17 protein-coding genes and 2 pseudogenes are annotated in these 19,919 nt (G+C 61.9%); 8 read left to right on the top strand and 11 right to left on the bottom strand.

The annotated features are described in order from the left end of the window. Nucleotides 1-24: 24 nt before the first annotated feature. Together hisH and hisB are read right to left on the bottom strand one after the other, a co-directional pair. Nucleotides 25-630, bottom strand: a complete 606-nt coding sequence (hisH, locus tag IPP03_18150) for an imidazole glycerol phosphate synthase subunit HisH (protein ID MBL0354470.1) — start codon at nt 628-630, stop codon at nt 25-27. 35 nt (nt 631-665) lie between these two features. Further along, nucleotides 666-1,253: an imidazoleglycerol-phosphate dehydratase HisB gene (gene hisB, locus IPP03_18145; protein MBL0354469.1), complete on the bottom strand. Its 588-nt coding sequence runs from the start codon at nt 1,251-1,253 to the stop codon at nt 666-668. 78 nt (nt 1,254-1,331) lie between these two features. Here hisB and IPP03_18140 point away from each other — a divergent pair, with 78 nt between their 5' ends. Next, nucleotides 1,332-2,402 carry a histidinol-phosphate transaminase gene (locus IPP03_18140; protein ID MBL0354468.1) on the top strand — a complete coding sequence of 357 codons (1,071 nt, stop codon included), beginning with the start codon at nt 1,332-1,334 and terminating at the stop codon, nt 2,400-2,402. Between the two features lie 459 nt (nt 2,403-2,861). Here the strand turns inward: IPP03_18140 and IPP03_18135 are convergent. The 3 genes and pseudogenes from IPP03_18135 to IPP03_18125 all read right to left on the bottom strand — a co-directional run bounded on the left by IPP03_18135 (nt 2,862) and on the right by IPP03_18125 (nt 6,507). Then, nucleotides 2,862-3,901 (bottom strand): annotated as a pseudogene (locus IPP03_18135) (transposase). Nucleotides 3,902-3,910: 9 nt separating this feature from the next. Beyond that, complete coding sequence (locus IPP03_18130; GenBank protein MBL0354467.1) at nt 3,911-4,786, bottom strand: site-specific integrase; 876 nt, start codon at nt 4,784-4,786, stop codon at nt 3,911-3,913. A 506-nt stretch (nt 4,787-5,292) separates the two neighbouring features. Then, a complete protein-coding gene (locus IPP03_18125) occupies nt 5,293-6,507 on the bottom strand; it encodes an IS4 family transposase (GenBank protein MBL0354466.1) in 1,215 nt (404 codons plus the stop codon). A gap of 394 nt (nt 6,508-6,901) precedes the next feature. On the opposite strand from IPP03_18125, the gene IPP03_18120 reads away from it, so the two are divergent. From IPP03_18120 to IPP03_18110, 3 genes are all read left to right on the top strand, one after another. Continuing rightward, on the top strand, nt 6,902-7,585 hold the full coding sequence (locus IPP03_18120) for a hypothetical protein (protein MBL0354465.1): 684 nt from the start codon (nt 6,902-6,904) through the stop codon (nt 7,583-7,585). A gap of 128 nt (nt 7,586-7,713) precedes the next feature. Then, nucleotides 7,714-8,079: a transposase gene (locus IPP03_18115; protein ID MBL0354464.1), complete on the top strand. Its 366-nt coding sequence runs from the start codon at nt 7,714-7,716 to the stop codon at nt 8,077-8,079. Beyond that, complete coding sequence (locus IPP03_18110; protein ID MBL0354463.1) at nt 8,009-8,440, top strand: hypothetical protein; 432 nt, start codon at nt 8,009-8,011, stop codon at nt 8,438-8,440. The genes IPP03_18115 and IPP03_18110 overlap by 71 nt, the downstream gene beginning before the upstream one ends. A 1,008-nt stretch (nt 8,441-9,448) precedes the next feature. On the opposite strand, the pseudogene IPP03_18105 reads toward IPP03_18110, so the two are convergent. The 6 genes and pseudogenes from IPP03_18105 to IPP03_18080 form a co-directional block, all read right to left on the bottom strand. Beyond that, nucleotides 9,449-9,901: pseudogene (locus IPP03_18105) on the bottom strand (toll/interleukin-1 receptor domain-containing protein). A gap of 795 nt (nt 9,902-10,696) precedes the next feature. Then, nucleotides 10,697-11,218 carry a chromate transporter gene (locus IPP03_18100; protein ID MBL0354462.1) on the bottom strand — a complete coding sequence of 174 codons (522 nt, stop codon included), beginning with the start codon at nt 11,216-11,218 and terminating at the stop codon, nt 10,697-10,699. After that, nucleotides 11,215-11,778 carry a chromate transporter gene (locus IPP03_18095; protein ID MBL0354461.1) on the bottom strand — a complete coding sequence of 188 codons (564 nt, stop codon included), beginning with the start codon at nt 11,776-11,778 and terminating at the stop codon, nt 11,215-11,217. Before IPP03_18095 ends, IPP03_18100 begins: the two co-directional genes overlap by 4 nt. A gap of 13 nt (nt 11,779-11,791) precedes the next feature. After that, nucleotides 11,792-13,093: a histidinol dehydrogenase gene (gene hisD, locus IPP03_18090; GenBank protein ID MBL0354460.1), complete on the bottom strand. Its 1,302-nt coding sequence runs from the start codon at nt 13,091-13,093 to the stop codon at nt 11,792-11,794. Between the two features lie 5 nt (nt 13,094-13,098). Continuing rightward, complete coding sequence (locus IPP03_18085; protein MBL0354459.1) at nt 13,099-13,743, bottom strand: ATP phosphoribosyltransferase; 645 nt, start codon at nt 13,741-13,743, stop codon at nt 13,099-13,101. A 109-nt stretch (nt 13,744-13,852) separates the two neighbouring features. Continuing rightward, nucleotides 13,853-14,059 (bottom strand): cold-shock protein, encoded by a 207-nt coding sequence (locus IPP03_18080; protein MBL0354458.1) that lies wholly within the window; start codon nt 14,057-14,059, stop codon nt 13,853-13,855. 397 nt (nt 14,060-14,456) lie between these two features. On the opposite strand from IPP03_18080, the gene tkt reads away from it, so the two are divergent. The 4 genes from tkt (at nt 14,457) to IPP03_18060 (ending at nt 19,838) form a co-directional block, all read left to right on the top strand. Beyond that, nucleotides 14,457-16,472, top strand: coding sequence for a transketolase (tkt, locus tag IPP03_18075; protein ID MBL0354457.1), 2,016 nt, complete (start codon nt 14,457-14,459; stop codon nt 16,470-16,472). Nucleotides 16,473-16,504: 32 nt separating this feature from the next. Then, the gene (gene gap, locus IPP03_18070) at nt 16,505-17,521 is read left to right on the top strand and encodes a type I glyceraldehyde-3-phosphate dehydrogenase (GenBank protein MBL0354456.1); all 1,017 of its coding nucleotides are present in this window, start codon (nt 16,505-16,507) and stop codon (nt 17,519-17,521) included. Between the two features lie 63 nt (nt 17,522-17,584). After that, the gene (locus IPP03_18065) at nt 17,585-18,634 is read left to right on the top strand and encodes an erythrose-4-phosphate dehydrogenase (protein ID MBL0354455.1); all 1,050 of its coding nucleotides are present in this window, start codon (nt 17,585-17,587) and stop codon (nt 18,632-18,634) included. A 19-nt stretch (nt 18,635-18,653) separates the two neighbouring features. Then, complete coding sequence (locus IPP03_18060) at nt 18,654-19,838, top strand: phosphoglycerate kinase (protein MBL0354454.1); 1,185 nt, start codon at nt 18,654-18,656, stop codon at nt 19,836-19,838. Nucleotides 19,839-19,919: the final 81 nt, after the last annotated feature.

Here is a 19,919-nt window from a genome sequence, read left to right as displayed (position 1 = left end):
GGAGGAAACTCGACAGACGCAGTCTTACGGCAGCCAGGCAACAAAGTTTTTCAGCAGTTGCAGGCCGTCCTGAGCACTTTTCTCGGGATGGAACTGAATGGCGAAGATATTATCCCGCCCCACCGCACAGGTAAAGGGGACACCGTACTCGGTCGTGCCCGTCACCACCGACGGATCGGCCGGCTGCACGCAATAGCTATGGACGAAATAGAAGCGGGCGCCGTCGGCGATGCCATCCCACAGCGCATGCGCCTTCTGCTGCACGCGATTCCAGCCCATGTGCGGCACTTTCAGGCGCTGACCGTTGCGGTCGACCATCTTTTCATCGGGAAAACGCCTGACGTCGCCGGCGAAGACGCCGAGACCGGCGATATCGCCCTCGGCGCTGTGCTCAAACAGCATCTGCAGGCCGATGCAGATGCCGAGGAAGGGCTTGTCGCGCGCCGCGGCCAGAACCGCCGGGCGCAGGCCACGGGCGTCGAGTTCGCGCATGCAGTCGGGCATCGCGCCCTGGCCGGGAAAGACCACGCGCTCGGCTGCCTCAACAATCGCCGGATCGGCGGTGACGACGACCTTCTTGCCGCCGGAAACATGTTGAAGCGCCTGCGACACCGAACGCAGGTTGCCCATGCCGTAGTCGACAACCGCAACGGTATTGCCAACACTCACAGCGTGCCCTTGGTCGACGGCATCGCACCGGCCATGCGCGGATCGGGCGTCGCCGCCATGCGCAGGGCGCGGCCGAAGGCCTTGAACACCGTCTCCGCCTGGTGGTGTGCATTGACGCCGCGCAGGTTGTCGATGTGCAGCGTGATGCCGGCGTGATTGACCAGGCCCTGGAAGAATTCATTGACCAGATCGACGTCGAACTGGCCGATCATCGCCCGCGTGAACGGCACGTTGAATTCGAGCCCTGGCCGCCCCGAGAGATCGATGACGACGCGCGACAGTGCTTCGTCCAGCGGCACGTAGCTGTGGCCGTAGCGGGTCAGGCCCTTCTTGTCGCCCCAGGCCCTGGCCAGCGCCTGGCCAATGGTGATGCCGACATCCTCGACCGTGTGGTGGGCATCGATATGGAGATCGCCAACCGCCTGCACATCGATGTCGATCAGGCCATGACGTGCGATCTGGTCGAGCATGTGATCAAGAAAAGGTACGCCGGTGGCAAATTTCCCCTGACCAGTACCATCGAGATTGACGCGCACGGTGACCTGGGTTTCCAGGGTATTACGGATGATTTCAGCTTGACGCATGACGGGGGCCGCAAGAAGCTTTGGAATGAAGGGGCATGATACCATTTCGCCCCCGTTTAGGCTTTCCGTGAAAATCCCATGAGTCGCTTCTGGAGCAGGGTTGTCGGCACCCTCACCCCCTATGTGCCGGGCGAGCAGCCCAAGCTTGTCAATCTGATCAAGCTCAATACCAACGAGAACCCCTACCCGCCCTCGCCCAGGGTGCTGGCGGCGATTCAGGCCGAACTCGGCGCCGATGCCGCGCGCCTGCGCCTCTATCCCGACCCCAACGCCGATCTGCTCAAGGCCGCCATTGCCCGGACGCACGGCATCACGGCGCGACAGGTCTTCGTCGGCAACGGCTCGGACGAAGTGCTGGCCCACGTCTTCATGGCGCTACTCAAGCACGAGCGGCCGATCCTCTTCCCGGACATAACCTACAGCTTCTACCCGGTCTATTGTGGACTCTACGGCATCGACTACGCCACCGTGCCACTGGCCGAGGATTTCAGCATCGATCCGGCAGACTATTGTGGCCGACCGAACGGCGGCATCATCTTCCCCAACCCGAACGCACCGACCGGCCGCCTACTGGCGCTCGATGCCATCGAGCAAATCCTCAAGGCCAATCCCAATTCGCTCGTCGTCGTCGATGAAGCCTATGTCGATTTCGGCGGAATTTCGGCCATTTCGCTGGTCGACCGCAACGACAATCTGCTGGTCGTGCACACGCTGTCCAAATCACGTTCGCTGGCCGGCCTGCGCGTCGGCTTCGCGGTCGGCCATCCGGACCTGATCGCAGGCTTGGAGCGGGTCAAAAACAGCTTCAACTCCTACCCGCTCGACCGCCTGGCCATTGTCGGCGCCGTCGCCGCGCTGGAAGACACCGCACATTTCGAGCAAACCCGACAGGCGGTCATCGCCACCCGCGAAAAACTGATCGGAGAACTCGCGGCGCGCGGCTTCGACGTCCTGCCCTCCGCCGCCAATTTCATCTTCGCCCGCCACCCGCAACGCGATGCGGCGCAACTGGCGCAGGCGCTGCGCGAACAAGGCATTATCGTCCGCCACTTCAAGCTGCCGCGCATCGACCAGTTCCTGCGCATCACGGTCGGAACCGTAGTGGAATGCAAGGCGCTGACCGAGGCCCTGCGCGACATTCTCGGCTGACGCCACAAGCACGTCGCCCGGAATCTGTTCATTTGAGCATCATCGCTCCGCATGTCCGTAATACAAGATGGCTGCTTGAGCGAATCGACCGCCGCTTTTGTTAAGGGTTGTCAGATGCCAGCCCTGACCGGCATGGCTGCTGGGAACGGGAGCCGCTCATTGGGCTGGCGTCAGACAAGCGCCGGGGGAGGAAACCGCGGGGAGCACGACGGCGATATCAGGAAAGGCGACGGGCTATGGGGATTTGACTGCCCGGATTGCCGACTGAGACGAGGATGAAGCCGGTCAGCGAGGTGACGGCCGCGTTCAATCGACCGGCCTCTGAGGGGATAGGCCAGGTTTTTGGGTGTCGCACCCTGCCAGAATGGGCATTTCCGTAGCGCCAGGCAATCGCTTCCCGTATCGTCACTATTGGCGGCAGTGATGACGGACAGTTGAGATATTGAGAGAGCGATGCGCTCATCGTGCGACGCGTTGCAGTGGTGGTGCGCGGATCGGCTGCCCGCGCCCGAAAGTCTCGATGACGACCATCGCTGCCACACAGTCAGGACAGATGAACGTAGGTTGCTTGATATCCGTTGGTGCCGGCGCATCCTCGGTTGCTGCAACGCCCGCGGGCGCCACCTGCAACAGTTCGCGGACCCGCGCCAGATTCTCCCGGCGTCCGGCATTGGCGATCAACCCATAGTGGTGGATCCGGTGAAATCCACTGGGCAGGACATGCAGCAGGAAACGGCCCATGAACTCGCCCGGATTAAGCGTCATGGTCTTGTAACGGGTTTGGCGATTGGCCCGGTAATCCTTCCGGCGAAAGGTAATGCCACGGTCGTCCATGGCCACCAGTCGTTGATTCGAGATCGCCACCCGATGGGTATAGCGCGCCAGATAAGCCAGCACCGCCGCCGGAACAAGCGGGAGGGGACGCGAACGGGCAGGAAGAACCCTGGCTTGCAGGCAATCCAACGCGACCCGTCGGGGGACAGGCCACCGCCCGGGACAATGCCATGGACGTGGGGATGATGGGTCAATGCCGATCCCCAGGTATGCAACACCAGCGTGGCGCCGATTTGCGCGCCCAGATGCTTGGGATCAGCGGCAATGGTACTCAACGTCTCTGCCGCCACCTCGAACAACAGACGATAAATGACGGCCTTGTTGGTGTACGCAATGGCACTGATCGGCGCCGGCAAGGTAAATACCACGTGGTAGTAATCCACCAGCAGCAAGCCAGCGTTGCGCCGCACTGGCCTGGCACTTCGGGCAATGCCGGTTGCGACAGGAGTTGTCCCCCAAGGGGACTTCCTTCGGGGCGTAGGCAATCTCTGTATGGTCGCAAGCATTGCAATGCAACACATGCCCCCCAGTGCCGCGCTGCGGCACTGCTCGATGGCCGACATGACCTTGAGTTGCCCCAGACTCAGGTGAGCCTGCTGCGTTTGGCGCCAAGCCGGCCCATGGGTCCGGAAGATGTCCGCGACCTCGAGGGCAGAACGCCCCATGGCGACAAGCTATACGGGGTTCAGATTCTCCAGCGGGCTGACCACTTCGCGCAGGATGTCGGTGGCGACCTGGGTGTACAGCGCGGTGGTGTCGAGTTTCTTATGCTCGAGCAGAACCTGGATCACGCGGATATCCACTTTCTGTTCCAGCAGGTGGGTGGCGAAACTGTGACGCAGGGTGTGCATCGAGATGCGCTTGTCGATCCGGGCGGCCATCGCCGCGGCATGGATGGCGCGGTTGAGTTGGCGGGTGCTGAGCGAATCGATCGGGTTCAGGTCGGGAAATAGCCAACCACCATCAAGCATCTTGCCCTGCGCACGGGCGACGCGCCACCAGACCCGCAGGCGTTCGAGCAGAACGGGTGAGAGCATGACGTAGCGATCTTGTTGGCCTTGGCCTTGTTCAACCCGCAGTGTCATGCGCTGGCTGTCGATGTCACCGACCTTGAGGGAAATCACCTCGCTGGCGCGCAATCCGGCCCCGTAGGCAATGGAGAGCGCGCTCTGGTGCTTCAGGTTGCCGGCAGCAACAATCAGGCGCGACACTCCTTCGCGGCTCAGGATCACCGGTAACGTGCGCGGGACTCGCACAGGTTGCATTTTGGCCATCAACGCCACATGGTCGAGCGTCACGTCAAAGAAGAATTTCAGCCCGGTGATTGCGGCATTGAGCGAAACGGGCGATATGCCGTGATCAACGAGGTGCAACTGGTAGCGTCGCAGGTCTTCGATGGTCGCGGTGTCCGGCGAGCGACCCAGGAAACCGGCGAATTGCCGAACGGCGCGAATATAGTGAGTCTGGGTCTTGTCGCATAGCTTGCGTATCCGCATGTCGTCGATCATGCGTTGACGCAACGGGCTGATGCTTTGGGTCGTGATGGTCATGGCGCTGCTCCTGTCGAGTAACGAGGCGGATTGCCTCAGTTCTCAACATAGGAAACAGCACGCTAATCTCAAAGATACTCAGCAGCTTATGCGCAGCCTCTACCGCGCGAGCGGTTTAGTCCACCGGCCATCAGCGGACGCTCAGGATTTTTCTCTATTACGGCCGTTCAACCGGCGCTACCAGTTTTCTTCGTCTGAACGGCGGCAGTGCAGCGATAGCCGTCATTGGTGCGATTGAAATGGTGTGGTTCTAAGCGGCGGCTTACCGAGCGCCGCCGCTGTTCCAGAGGGTAGAATCTGATTCCGGTGGCAGGCTGTGCCGGGCATGAAGAGACACTCGACAAGCACGAAATTTTCACCGCTGAATGGCCGGTATCTCATGCCGAAGCCAACCGTCGCAAACAGATTACTTTCTTCCTCCAACTGGCCACTGGCATAGACAACGGGCATGGCGGAGCGGGTTTTTCAGGCTCCTTCAGCACCAATCCTCTCAACTTAGTCCATAGTCATACGGCGGGTTTGTAAGCAAAGGACAGGTGAGGCTTTCGCTGGTTTGGCCGAGGTCGAGCACGATCAGGGATAAATTTCTGAAGGTTTTTGACGATTTCCGAGAAGATTTCCTTGGTAACTCGGGTGGTGATTTGCTGCACACCCGCCAAGACTCGGGGCAAGATACGACGTACGGTATTGAAGGCCATCGTCCGATTCACTCGCCATGGCGAATCGCTGGGCAGCCGCTCTTCCGCAGCCAGGTAGGTGGCCAGGGCATTGAGATTGTCACACACCATCTTGGCCCCAACATCCTGGCAGGCGGCCAGCCAAGTCAGGCCGGACGTGTGCTCCAGATTGAGCCGGTGTTTGATGCGCTTGAACGCCTCCTCGATACGCCAACGGCTGTGATAAAGGGCTGAGAAGCTTGTGGCCGGATACCGCGCGGTATCAAGCAAGGAGGTCATCAAGACCCGTACCTTGCCAGTCGGCGTCACCTGACGAATCAGGCGAACCATAGAAGGCAGACGCGGACACTCGTAATCAATGGCATCCTGACGATGCGGTGGCGGCAATGTCACCTGCGCCTCATCTTCTCCGGATCGCATGAACTGGGTGATGGCAGAAAAGGAAGCGGACGAATCACAGCGTATGCAAAAGGGGATACCTCGATGCAACAGCGCCGCGACCAACCAGGCACCCGGATACCCGCGATCAAGCACCAGCATGTCCTGAGCACCGAGTCGGTCAAGCCGCTCAAACAACATCTGACGTTCGCCGACCAGCGAACTGTGCAAAATCAGCGAGTCGAACAATTCGATCCCTGGCCGAAACAAACCGAAGATGGCCGCTTCTCGAATATGGCGGCGCCCTTCCAGGTCAAGCAAGGTCAGACGTACCTTCGATGCATCCGCCGCCAAGACCCGCAAGCCTTGCCAGTCCGGCTGCTGCGGAACGACCTCATCGACCAGGCGCAGCAATTCTGTATTGAGCGGCTCAAAGAGATTGGCGACCAGATGGCTGCGCGCCTTTGAGAAGGCACTGGCCGTGATCGCCCGACAAAGGCGGGTTCTTCCGGCAAGCAGGGCAAAGAAGGAATCAAGCTCCGCCTGAACTGCGCCGCGAATGCCGGTGAGCAGGAAAGCGATCAGATTCGTGAATGGCAATTCACGGTTTCGGGTGAAAAACCGAGGCTCGCGGCGGGCGGCGGCAAGGAAATTGGCGCCATGAATGTAGTCCGTTAGCCGTGAAACGATATTGGCATATTTAGGCCGTCATATAACGCCTATTTATATCAATTGGTTACATGCTCGATTATATCTTGGCGCGGCCAGATGGCAAAGTTGCCAAAATTAGATGACAGACCGCTAAGTCAAGAGGATTGCCTTCAGCACCACCTTCAAGATTGACCACGACTGAATCGCAAGACATAGTACGACGGTAAAAAGTGGCCTTGAATTTCCTATCCTTATCACCGAAGTTTTGCAGCCGTGTGATCTGAACTCTTACGCTTGAAGTGGGTCATATGGTTGCAGTTTCAACTCAAATGATTGCTGTAGTCTTATGTTTGCTCCGCGTTCGTCTCAAAGGAGCCTAGGGCCAAGAAATCGAGAGAGGAGTCGGCCCATGAAACCCATCAAGCTGATTGGTATTGCCCTGTTCATCACGTCCTCACCCTATTACATGGGCGCCGAGGCCTGGGCAACCGAGCGCTGGAAGGAAGATACATTCCCACCACCAAACGGTGGGCGGCTTGTCTTCACCATTACGAGCGATGGAAACCCCGCATGTGCGTCCTACGACGGAGCGAATTGCTTGTGGGGCCAATCGATGCGCGACATTGATTTTAGCCGAGTTAGACCACTGGTCTGCGGCGCAGGGCACCGCAAGTTGTATGGTGTTACTGGTTTTGAAGATCCTAATCACTGGTGCAATCTTGCTCTCCGTGAGCGCTCAGTTCAGACCGCTCCGGTGACGCCCCCGTCACCTGCTGGTGGCTACCGCATGACCGACTGGTCCGGTTGGGGTCGCGCCGCGGGCGTCGAGTATCGCTATCGCGTGGGCTGGGACCCGGCGAACAGCGGCCCCGGCAAAACGGTGGATGCCATCTATGAGGTCCGAAATGCGGGTGCTCGGCAATGGGTGGGGACGGCGCGCTCGGCGAACTGCGCTCAGAACACGCTGTGGGGTAGTACCGATGTCGCCCTTGCCCCTGGCCAGACGAAGGAAGTTCGCGTTAGCGGGCCAAATTGCGGCGACGCGAAGAATCCCGATATTCGTCCCGGTGTCGCTCGCTCCAGCACGTACTGAGTTTGTCGAGTTCGTGGCAAACACGGACACGGCTGACGTTAGACGGCACGCTCGCCTGCGCGGTTAACAGTGGGGCCACCGGCTCAACGAAGCGAAGAAGACGGCGGGGCTGACGATCGTCCGCCGAGGTGCGCATCGAGGCGCACGAGCGCGATGGTCTGGAGCGTCTGCTGCGGTATTGCGCCCGACCGGCCTTTGCACCGGAACGCTTGCGTGAAATCGACACCGAGCATCTGGTCTATGAAAGCGTGAAGCCCGGCCCGGGCGGCAGTGTCAGCCTGATGCTGACCCCGATACAACTGCTCGATCGTCTCGCACCGCTGATTCCGCCCCCGCGAAGGCATCGTCATCGCTACGTCGGTGTGCTGGCGCCGAACTCGCCGCTACGGGCCGCCGTCACTGTGTTGGCGCAGCCCGTAGCAGATGCCGGGTGTCACAGCCACCGACCCGAATACACCCGCCAAGACGGACGGGGCGACCACAGACGCGGCTGAACTGCCGCATCGCAAAGCGGCGCGCTATGTCTTGGCGCTGTTGCTGGCCCGCATCTACGAGGTGTTGCTCCTGTTGTGCCCGCAGTGTGGCGGCGGCGAGATAAAGATCATCGCCTTCATGACCGAGGGGCCGGCGATCCGGGAGATTCTCTGCCATCCGGGCGTACCGACCTCGCCACCAGCGCTCAAGCCAGCGCGGGGCGCCGCTGTGGGAAATGCCGGGTTGCCGGCCTGGCGAGACGGGGTGGCCTCGGGCCATCGATCCGCAGGCGCAGCCGGCGACGGACTACGAGTTCGATCAGCGCATCGCGTGGTAAGACAGACGAACACACGCCGCTCGTCGGGGGCGACTCGTGCCTGAGGCCACCCGAGCGGTAAACTTCCGCCGCCCAGGTGGCCTCAGACACGGACAACGCGCATGCAGAGGCGGGTTTTCCGGTTCCTCCGACAAGAATTCCCAGAACGAATATGACTGATACGCACGAAATACTGCAAAAGTGGCCTTGAATTCCCTATCCTTAGCGGCCTACCAAAGAAACCGCACCCTCTTGTCTCGTTGGGCTCCGAACTAGCCTCCGCGCGCCAGACTGCACCAGTGCTTCGGGTCCTCGTAACCGGTGACGCCCCACCGGGCCTTGTGGGGGTTGCCGCAGACCAGCGGTTTGAGTTTCGAGAAATCGATCTGATTGATGGTGGTACCCCACAGACAAGAGGCGCCATCGTAGGAAACGCAGGCTGGATCGCCGCGCGAGGTGATGGTGTACAGCAGGTATCCCGCATTGGGCGGGGGGAAATTGCCAATCTTCCAGCGGGCCCTGGGGTCCGGGCGCTCCGTCCGAGTGCGCTCCATGGTGGCACGCTCGGCGGCTAGGGCCTGTTCCTTGGCCTGCAGAGCGCTGACACGATCGGCCTCCTGGCGCTGCCTCGCTTCCGTCTCGGCGGCGGCCCGGGCTCGGCTGGCGGCGGCTTCTACCGCCTGGGCTTCCCTGTCTTCCCTGTCTTTCCTTGCCGTCTCGGCCTGTTGCCTCGCCTCCGCCGCCTGCATTTCCTTGTCTTTCCTGGCCGTCTCCTCCGCCTGCTTCGCTTCCATCTCGGCAACGGCCTGGGCGCGAGCCGCGCCAGCCGCCTCGGCCAGGGCCTGGGCTTCCCGGTCCTTGCTGGCCGCCTCCACCTGCTGGGCTTGGGCTTCGGCGGCCGCCCGCGCCGCCTCGGCTTCGGCAGACTGCTGATGCCACAGGTAGCCGCCGGCCGCCAGCGCCACCCCGACCAGAGCGATCGCCCCGATGGTTCCGGCCATCTTTCCGCTCCCCGATCCCGGCGGCGGCACCAGCGGGACCGGGGGCACAGCGGGACGCTCCTGCGGCTGGACATAGGCCTGTAACGCCTTGACCAGCACCTGGACATCGGAATCCCAGCGGGCGTGTGTCAATTCGACGGCGTTGCGGAAGGCCAGCGCTTGCAGGTCCTCGGGTAGGTCTTCGGCCTGCGGCATCTTGGCGCCGTGGACCAGGACGGGAACGACGGGAATGTCGCGCTTCAGCGCAGAGGCGGTTTCCAGGCGCACGAAATCCATAGGGTCGTCGAGCCGCCGCGCTCCCGCTTCGTTCTTCCCGCTCAGCCAGGATTTGCCAATGATCGCCAGCAGCACGCCGCAGGAAGCCACGTGGTCGTCGATGACCCGGCGAAAATCCCGCCCCGGCTCGATCGCCGCCACGTCCATGAACACCGCGTCATCGCCGAAATGCCGGCTCAGATCGTCGTAAAGGCGGCCGGCCTGACCTTCCGAATCGTCCCGGCGGTAACTGATGAAGATAGCGCGCATGCTGTTCTCCCAAGGGTGGCCGCGGGTTTCCCCCCATTCCTGCAGTAGTCAAATTGCATCCGGATGGGTCGCCAAGTTGGACAACGGTTCGCGCCAATCTATCCGTCAATTTGTTCGGGCGGCCGGGCAGCAGGAACATTAAGGAAGCGCTGATTTATTCGTCACCCCGGTGAAGGCCAGTGTCCAAGTCGTTGATTTTTCTAGATTCCGCCCTTCGCCGGAATGACAATTCTGGAATAAATCAGCGTCTCCTTAACAGTTATTCACCAGACCAGCCGGTCTGTACTATTGAAATTGGCAGAATATGCCAAGGAGCGGCAACTGCTTGTTCTGTGATGGTTGTTCCGCGTTTGCCTGTCCGCATCTTCAATGATAATACGGACGCAATGACAATGACGAATTCGCAGAGGATTAGTGGTTGTGAATGGCTGCAATGGGAGGAAATTCTCAACTGTCCGCTCCTGGCCGAGGTTGTGTAAAAACCCAAAAAAATCGGCTTCTGCGGAAGATTTCCCCACCGTAACTTAGATTAAAAGCAGTTATTGGCACAGAATTCCCACCATACACAGATAATGGCAACAATTTCTCGGCTGCACTCCCACTTCTAAAAACGTAGCCTGCATTTTTACACAGTCTGGGCCGGGTGCACGAGTTGCCCAACGGCCGGTTTGTGGAAGCGACAGGCACCTCACCCTACGGCCGCTTTGGAGCAACCCGTGGGGCGAGTATGGGTCGAATCCAGTCCAACGCTTGTAGCGTAAATCGTTGCGGTCAACACCTTCAAAAGGGCAAAAATCAGATGACCCCGAGTAAGCCCAAGGCGGCACCGGCGGTGATCAACCATAGCGGATGCAGGCCGCTCCGCAGATTAATGGCTACCGTCAACGCGACCAGCCCCCATGCCGCCCGGCCCAGTTCGGCCGATTGGGCGATCAGCGTTGCGCCGGAGAAAATCAGGCCGACCGCGAGCGGCGCGACGCCGAGACTGATCGCCTTCTGCCAGCGCTTGCCGGCGAAGCTTTCCCAGCGGTCGATCAGAAGGTAGATGACGATGCTCATCGGCAGCGTCATGGCCAGCGTCGCCGCCAGCGCACCGGCGAGGCCGGCCACCTCCCAGCCGATCAGCGTGACAACCAGCACGTTCGGCCCGGGCGCCGCCTGGGCGATGGCATAGAGATGGGTGAAGGTCGTGTCGTCGAGCCAGTGATGGTTGTCGACGACAACGCGGTGCATTTCCGGCAACAGCGCCGTCGCGCCGCCGAAGGCAACGAAGGAAAGCAGCGCGAATTCGCTGAACAGTTGGGCGACGAGGCTCATTGACGCCCCAAACGCCACCAGGCGACGCCGCCGGCAAGCAACAGGCCGGCAACCATGACGACCGGCAGCGGCCAGCGCAGCCAGGCGATGGCTGCCACGGTCAACACCGTAAAAGGCAGGAAAAATGGCTTCTCACGGATCGCCATGCCCATCCGCCAGGCCGTCGCGAAAAGCAGGCCGACGCCGACCGCCGCGATGCCACGCAGCATCGACTGAACGCGCGGCAGATCGCCATAATGATCGTAAAGCACCGCCAGCAGCAGCACGATGACCAGCGGCCCGGCCAGCAGGCCGAGCGGCGCGACGATGGCGCCGGGCACGCCGCGATAACGCTTGCCAACCAGCACCGCCAGATTGATCACATTGGGGCCGGGCAGGAACTGGCAGAAACCGAGCTGGGTGTTGAATTCCTCGGCGCTCAGCCAGCGCTTTTGATCGACCAGCATGCGCCGGACGAAGGGCAGCACGCCACCGAAACCGGAGAGGCCGACCGCCGAAAAGCCCAAAAAAAGCGCCCGGAGGTCCGGGCGGCTTGGCGATTCGGGTGCTGTTGCGGTCAACGGCGTTTCCGGGCTAATTTTCGAGGCGGAATTCGGCGGATTTGGCGTGCGCCGGCAGGCCTTCGCCGTATGCCAGCGTCGCGGCGATGCGGCCTAGCGTCTGCGCGCCGGCTTTCGAGACCTTGATCAGGCTGGTCCGTTTCTGGAAATCGTAGACACCGAGCGGCGACGAGAAACGGGCGCTGCCGGAAGTCGGCAGCACGTGGTTCGGGCCGGCGCAGTAGTCGCCGAGCGACTCGGAGGTGTAATGGCCGATGAAGATGGCGCCGGCGTGGTGGATCTTGCTGACCCACGGATCGGGATCGGCCAGCGCGAGTTCGAGGTGTTCCGGCGCGACGCGATTGGCGATGGCGACCGCCTCGTCCATATCGCGCACCAGGATAAATGCGCCACGGTTGGTCAGCGAAGTTTCGATGACTTCACGGCGCGGCATGGTCGGCAGCAGATTTTCGATGCTGGCCTGCACCTGCTCGATGAAGGCTGCTTCGGTGCTGATCAGGATCGACTGCGCCAGTTCGTCGTGCTCGGCCTGCGAGAACAGGTCCATCGCCACCCAGTCCGGGTTACCCGAACCATCCGACACCACCAGGATTTCCGACGGACCGGCCACCATGTCGATGCCGACAATGCCGAACACCCGGCGCTTGGCGGTGGCGACGTAGGCGTTGCCGGGGCCGACGATCTTGTCCACCTGCGGCACGGTCTGCGTGCCGTAGGCCAGCGCACCGACCGCCTGCGCGCCACCAATCGTGAACACGCGATCGACACCGGCCAGGCAAGCCGCGGCCAGCACCAGCTGGTTATGCTCGCCGCCCGGCGTCGGGACGACCATGATCAGTTCCTTGACGCCGGCGACCTTGGCCGGAATCGCGTTCATCAGCACCGACGACGGATAGGCCGCCTTGCCGCCCGGCACGTAGAGGCCGACGCGGTCGAGCGGTGTGATCATCTGGCCGAGCATCGTGCCGTCAGCCTCGGTATAGGACCAGCCCTCAAGCTTCTGGCGTTCGTGATAAGCCCGAATGCGACCGGCGGCGGCTTCGAGCGCGGCGCGGCGCTCGGCAGGCAGGCCGTCCAGCGCGGCCTGCAACTCGGCCTTGCCGAGTTCGAGATCGGCCATCGCGGTGGCCGTCAGGCGATCGAATTTGTTGCTGTAGTCGACGACAGCCGCATCGCCGCGCACCTTTACATCGCTCAGGATGCCGGCAACGGTGCGCTCGATGTTCTCGTCGGCGGCCGCCTCGAAAGCCAGCAGCGCATCCATTTTTGCCGAGAAATCGGCGTCGACCGTGGCAAGTCGTTTGATCGCGACCATGGTGCTTATTTCTCCACCGCCTGGGCAAAGGCATCGATAATCGGTTGCAGGGTTTCGCGCTTGACCTTCAATGAGGCCTGATTGACCACCAGGCGCGACGAAATATCCATAATGTGCTCGCAGGCGACCAGTTTGTTGGCCTTCAACGTGCCGCCGCTCGACACCAGGTCGACAATCGCATCGGCCAGGCCGGCCAGCGGTGCCAGTTCCATCGAACCGTAGAGCTTGATCAGGTCGACATGGACGCCCTTGCGGGCAAAATGCTCGCGCGCCACCTTGGTGTATTTTGAAGCAACCTTGAGGCGATTGCCCTGGCACACGGCTTTCGCGTAATCGAAACCCTCGGGCACGGCGACCATCATCCGGCACTTGGCGATCTTCAGGTCGAGCGGCGCATAGAGGCCCTCGCCGCCGTGCTCGATCAGCACATCCTTGCCGGCGACACCGATGTCGGCAGCGCCATATTGCACGTAGGTCGGCACGTCGGTGGCGCGGACGATGACGACACGGACGTTCGGCTGGTTGGTCTCGATGATCAGCTTGCGCGAAGTTTCCGGGTTCTCGTCCGGCACGATCCCCGCCGCCGCCAGCAGCGGCAGGGTTTCGTCGAAAATGCGGCCCTTGGAGAGGGCGATGGTGATGCCGATCACGGAATATCTCTGAGCAAAAAAAAGATTTTACCGTAAAGCCACAAAACGGCCGGACGCAAAAGCAAAAAGCCCGGCAAGCCGGGCTTTCTCGATACAGGCGACGCCAGACTTATTCGGCCGGGCGGATATTTGCAGCCTGCTTGCCCTTCGGGCCGGTAACGACGTCGAAGGTCACCTTCTGGTTCTCGGCCAGGGTCTTGAAACCATTGCCTTGAATTGCGGAGAAGTGAGCGAAGAGGTCTTCACCACCTTCGGACGGGGAGATAAAACCAAAACCCTTGGAGTCGTTGAACCACTTGACGGTACCAGTTGCCATTTATAACTTCCTTGGAAAAAATTAACGGGCTTTCACCCAAACAAACACATACGAGAACCAAGACCGAGGAACTGACTAACCGTGATACGGCGCAGGAACAAAACACTGCCTGGAAATCCCGAATGCTCAGTATGGCGTACTGAATCAATAATGCAAAGCACTTTTTGGGGGTAGCACTTTTGGGGGATATGGCAATCCCGATTGCCGCAACTGGCCGATCCCCATGACCGCCATTGCCAGTGAGCACAATCGGCCACATCGGCAAGACCTGACGGGCAAAGGCAAATCACCTAAATTAGCGGCCGGACTATCCAGAGGACGTCGTTTTGCACGATAATTTGATTTTTTTCCGGGTGCGCCACCGTTAGCATAAGGGCGAGCGCGACGGATTACCGACATGAGCTCGAATTTCTCCCAGCAGTCGCAATTTTTTACCCCCATCACGAGTGCCATCCGTGCCTTGGCTATGGATGCCGTACAGCGGGCCAGATCAGGACATCCGGGGGCGCCAATGGGCATGGCCGAAATCGCCGAGGTGCTCTGGCGGCGACATCTGCGCCACAACCCGGCCAACCCGCGGTGGCCGGACCGCGACCGCTTCGTGCTGTCGAACGGCCACGGTTCGATGCTGCTCTATGCCCTGCTGCACCTCACCGGTTACGATCTCACGATCGACGACCTGAAGAACTTCCGCCAACTCCACTCGAAGACCGCCGGGCACCCGGAATATGGGGTCACCGTCGGGGTCGAAACGACCACCGGCCCGCTCGGCCAGGGCATCGCCAATGCGATCGGCATGGCGCTGTCCGAGAAGGTGCTGGCCGCCGAGTTCAACCGGCCTGGCCAGGAGATCGTCGATCACTACACCTACGTGTTTCTCGGCGACGGCTGCCTGATGGAGGGCATCTCGCACGAGGCCTGCTCGCTCGCCGGCACCCTCGGCCTGGGCAAGCTGATCGCCTTCTGGGACAATAACGGCATTTCCATCGACGGCCATGTCGAAGGCTGGTTCACCGACGACACGCCCAAGCGTTTCAAGTCCTACGGCTGGCATGTCATTGCTGACGTAGACGGCCATGACAGCAACGCCATCGAACTTGCCATACTCGCGGCCAAGTCGGCCACCGACAAGCCCACCCTGATCTGCTGCAAGACGATCATCGGCCGCGGCTCGCCGAACAAGCAGGGGAGCGAAGATGCCCACGGCGCGCCATTGGGCGACGACGAAATTGCCAACGCTCGCGAATATATAGGCTGGGACCACGCCCCCTTCGAGATCCCGTCCGATGTGTACGCGGCGTGGAACGGCAAGGCGCGCGGCGCCTACTTCGAAGAAACCTGGACAAACCGCTTCGCCGCCTATAAGGCTGCCTTCCCCGCGGAAGCCGCCGAGTTCGAGCGCCGCGTCATCCGGGGCGAACCACCGGCCGGCTGGGAAGCGACCAAGGCCGCCTGTATCGCCGCCTGCCGTGAAAAGGCCGGGAATATCGCCACCCGCAAAGCCTCGCAGAACACCATCGCCGCCATCGCGCCCGCCCTGCCGGAACTGTTCGGCGGCTCGGCCGACCTGGCCGGCTCAAACCTGACCCTGGTCGAGGGCAGCAAGAGCGTGACCCGCGGCGAGGGTGGCAACTACTGCCATTATGGCGTCCGCGAGTTCGGCATGACCGCCATCGCCAACGGCATCGCGCTGCATGGCGGCCTGATTCCCTACACCGCTACCTTCCTCGTCTTCTCCGACTACGCGCGCAATGGCATCCGCATGGCGGCGCTGATGAAGCTGCGCCAGATCATGGTGTATACCCATGACTCGATCGGCCTCGGCGAGGACGGTCCGACGCACCAGCCGGTCGAGCACCTCCCGAGCCTGCGCATCATCCCTAACCTGGATGTCTGGCGACCGGCCGATGCGACCGAAACGGCGATTGCCTGGGCTGCCGCGGTCGACCGGACAAATGGCCCGACTCTGCTCGCCCTGTCGCGCCAGAATCTGCCGACCGTCACCGCCAGCGCCTCCGACGACGCCATCCGCAAGGGCGGCTACGTGCTGTCCGACTGCGCCGGCGAAGCGCGGCTCACCCTCATCGCCACCGGCTCCGAGGTCAAGCTCGCGCTCGACGCCCAGGCGGCGCTGGCCGGCGAAGGCATCGCCACCCGCGTTGTCGCGATGCCCTGCACCAACGTCTTCGACCGCCAGAGCGCCGATTACCGGGCGGCCGTCCTCGGCGGTTGCGAGAAGCGCATCGCCATCGAGGCGGCCCACCCTGATTTCTGGCGCAAGTATGTCGGCCTGCACGGCGCCGTGATCGGCATCGACCGCTTTGGCGAGTCGGCACCGGCCGACCAGTTGTTCGAATTGTTCGGTTTCACCGTCGCCAACGTCGTCAAGACGGCCAAGGCTCTGTTGTCCTGATTTCCATCGGCCATTTCTAGAGGAGAAGCATCATGGCTATCAAGGTTGCAATCAACGGTTATGGCCGTATTGGTCGCTGCACGCTGCGCGCCATTTACGAGCTGGGTCTGCAGAACGAATTCGAGATTGTCGCCATCAACGCGGCTGGCGATCTCAAGACCAACGCCCACCTCACCAAATACGACACGACCCATGGCCGTTTTGCCACCCCAGTAGACACCGACGGCGAGAACGTCATGATCGTCGATGGGAAAAGGATTGCCTTCCACTCAACCAAGAATCCGCTGGAAATCAACTGGGCCGACCACGACGTCGATGTGCTGCTCGAATGCACCGGCGCCTACACCTCCAAGGTGAAGGCTCAGGTGCTGCTCGACCAGGGCGCCGGGCGCGTGCTGATCTCCGCGCCTGGCGGCGACGACGTCGATGCGACCATTGTCTATGGCGTCAATGACAACCTGTTGACGCAAGCGATGACGGTCGTTTCCAACGCCTCGTGCACGACCAACTGCCTGGCCCCGGTCGCCAAGGTGCTGCAGGACAACATCGGCATCAAGAAAGGCCTGATGACGACGATCCACTCCTACACCAACGACCAGGTGCTGGTCGACCACCGCCACAAGGACATGCGCCGTGCCCGTGCCGGCTCCCAGAACATCATTCCAACCAAGACCGGAGCCGCCGCGGCGGTCGGGCTCGTGCTGCCACAACTGAAGGGCAAGGTCGATGGCTTTGCGCTGCGTGTGCCGACGATCAACGTTTCGCTGGTCGACCTGACCTTCACCGCCGAACGCCCGACCTCCAAGGACGAGATCAACCAGTTGATGATCTCTGCTGCGCACGGCGCGCTCAAGGGCATACTCGCGGTCAACAGCGAGCCGCTGGTTTCCTCCGACTTCAACCACGACCCGGCGTCCTCGATCTTCGATGCGACCCAGACCCGCGTCATCGACGGCAACCTGGTCAAGGTGCTGGCCTGGTACGACAACGAATGGGGCTACTCCTGCCGCATGCTCGATACTACCCGCGCCTGGATGAACGCCGCGTAAGCCGTTGTTGCAAGGGGGCCACTCGGCCCCTTTTGTTCTTCTTCGATCAGGCGCACCCGTCACTTGCCTTCCCCCACCCCCTTGCGTCTTGCGATCAATGGCTACGGCCGCATCGGTCGCTGCTTTCTGCGTGCCCTGCTGGAATCGCCGAATGCCGGCAATCTTCGGGTCGTCGCGATCAACGAGCCGGCCAACCTCGAGAGCATGGCCTACCTGACGCGCTACGACTCGACGCACGGGCGGCTGCGTGGAGAAGTCGAGATATCCGGTTCGGCGCTGATCATCGACGGTTGGCGCATCGAGGCCAGCCACGCCAGCACGCCGGAAGCCGTTGACTGGCACGCCCTCGATATCGACCTCCTCATCGAATCTTCCGGCTGTTACGGTCGACGTCCGGAATTGACCCGTTTTCTCGATGCCGGCTGCCCGCGGCTGCTGCTCGCCCATCCCGGCTTCAGCGGCGGCGACGTCGACGCCACCATCGTCAACGGCATCAACCAGGACACGTTGAGCGGCAGCGAGCGCATCGTTTCCGCCGCCTCGTGCACAACCAACGCCATCGTCCCGCTGCTTGCCCTGATCGAGCGCGAGATCGGCATCGAGCAGGCGCTGCTGACGACGCTGCATTCGGTCATGAACGACCAGCCGCTGATCGACGGCTATCACCACGACGACCTGCGCCGCACCCGTTCGGCCATGCAGTCGATCATCCCGGTGTCCACCGGCCTCGCCCGCGGCGTCGAGCGCCTGCTGCCGCAACTGACCGGGCGCGTCCAGGCCAAGGCGATCCGCGTGCCGACGCTTAACGTCTCGGCCATCGACCTGACGATCACGACACAGCGCCCGATTTCCGCGCACGGCATCAACGCGCTGCTGGAATCAGCGGCTCACGGACCGCTGAAGCGCCTGGTCGCCTATTCCGAAGCCGCGCACGCCTCGATCGATTTCAACCACGACCCCCATTCCGCCATCGTCGATGGCAGCCAGACCCGCACCGGCGGCACGCACCTGGTCAACCTCTTCGTCTGGTTCGACAATGAATGGGGATTCGCCAACCGCATGCTGGAAGTGGCCATTCATTGGTCACGCCTGTGGCCGCCGAAACACACTTAACCCCGCTCAGGAGAGAACCATGAATGTCACGAAGCTGACCGACCTCGATGTTTCCGGCAAGCGCGTCTTCATCCGCGCCGACCTCAACGTGCCGCAAGACGCGGCCGGCAACATCACCGAGGACACCCGCATCCGCGCCTCGCTGCCATCGATCAACTACTGCCTGAAAAAAGGGGCGGCGGTCATGGTCACCTCGCACCTCGGCCGCCCGACCGAAGGCGAATTCCACCCGGAAGACAGCCTGATGCCGGTCGCCGTGCGTCTCGGGCAGATGCTGCACACCCCGGTGCGCCTGATCCAGAACTGGGTCGACGGGGAGTTTTCCGTCAAGCCCGGCGAGGTCGTGCTGCTCGAAAACTGCCGCGTCAACAAGGGCGAAAAGAAAAACAACGAGGAACTGGCCCGGAAGATGGCCAAGCTGTGCGACGTCTACGTCAATGATGCCTTCGGCACCGCTCACCGCGCCGAAGCCACCACCCACGGCATCGCCAGGTACGCCCCGATCGCTTGCGCCGGCATCCTGATGGGTGCCGAAATCGATGCCCTGGGCAAGGCCCTGCGCGATCCGAAGCGGCCGCTGGTCGCCATCGTCGGCGGCTCCAAGGTTTCCAGCAAACTGACCATCCTCAAGTCGCTGGCGAGCAAGGTCGACCAGTTGATCGTCGGCGGCGGCATCGCCAACACCTTCCTGCTCGCCGACGGCAAGCGCATCGGTCACTCGCTGGCCGAGCCCGATCTGGTCAAGGAAGCCCACGCGATCATGGACATCATGAAGGAACGCGGCGCCGAAGTCCCGCTGCCGACCGACGTCGTCGTTGCCGATGAAGTCTCGGCGCTGGCCCGCGCCAACAAGATACCGGTGGCCGACGTTCAAGCCAACGACCGCATCCTCGACGTCGGCCCGAAAACTGCCGCCAGGCTGGCGGAAATCATCGCCGGCGCCGGCACCATCGTCTGGAACGGCCCGGTCGGCGTCTTCGAGTTGCCGCAGTTCGCCGGCGGCACCAAGATGATGGCCTCGGCAATCGCCCACTCGCAGGCCTTTTCGATCGCCGGCGGCGGCGACACGCTGGCCGCCATCGCCAAATTCGACATCGCCGACGATGTCGGCTACATCTCGACCGGCGGCGGTGCCTTCCTCGAATTTCTCGAAGGCAAGACCCTGCCGGCAATTGCCGTGCTGGAAGAACGCGCGGCAAAATAGGGCCAAGGATGGCGGCGATCGTGGCATTGTCGCGGTCGACCATCGAACAGGCCGGAAATCCGCACAAACATCAGGGAGACA

The sequence above is a fragment of the Candidatus Dechloromonas phosphoritropha genome (genome assembly GCA_016722705.1).
Lineage (GTDB): Bacteria > Pseudomonadota > Gammaproteobacteria > Burkholderiales > Rhodocyclaceae > Azonexus > Azonexus phosphoritrophus.
Note: the sequence above shows the minus strand (reverse complement) of the source record. Positions and strands in the feature narration are given on the sequence as shown.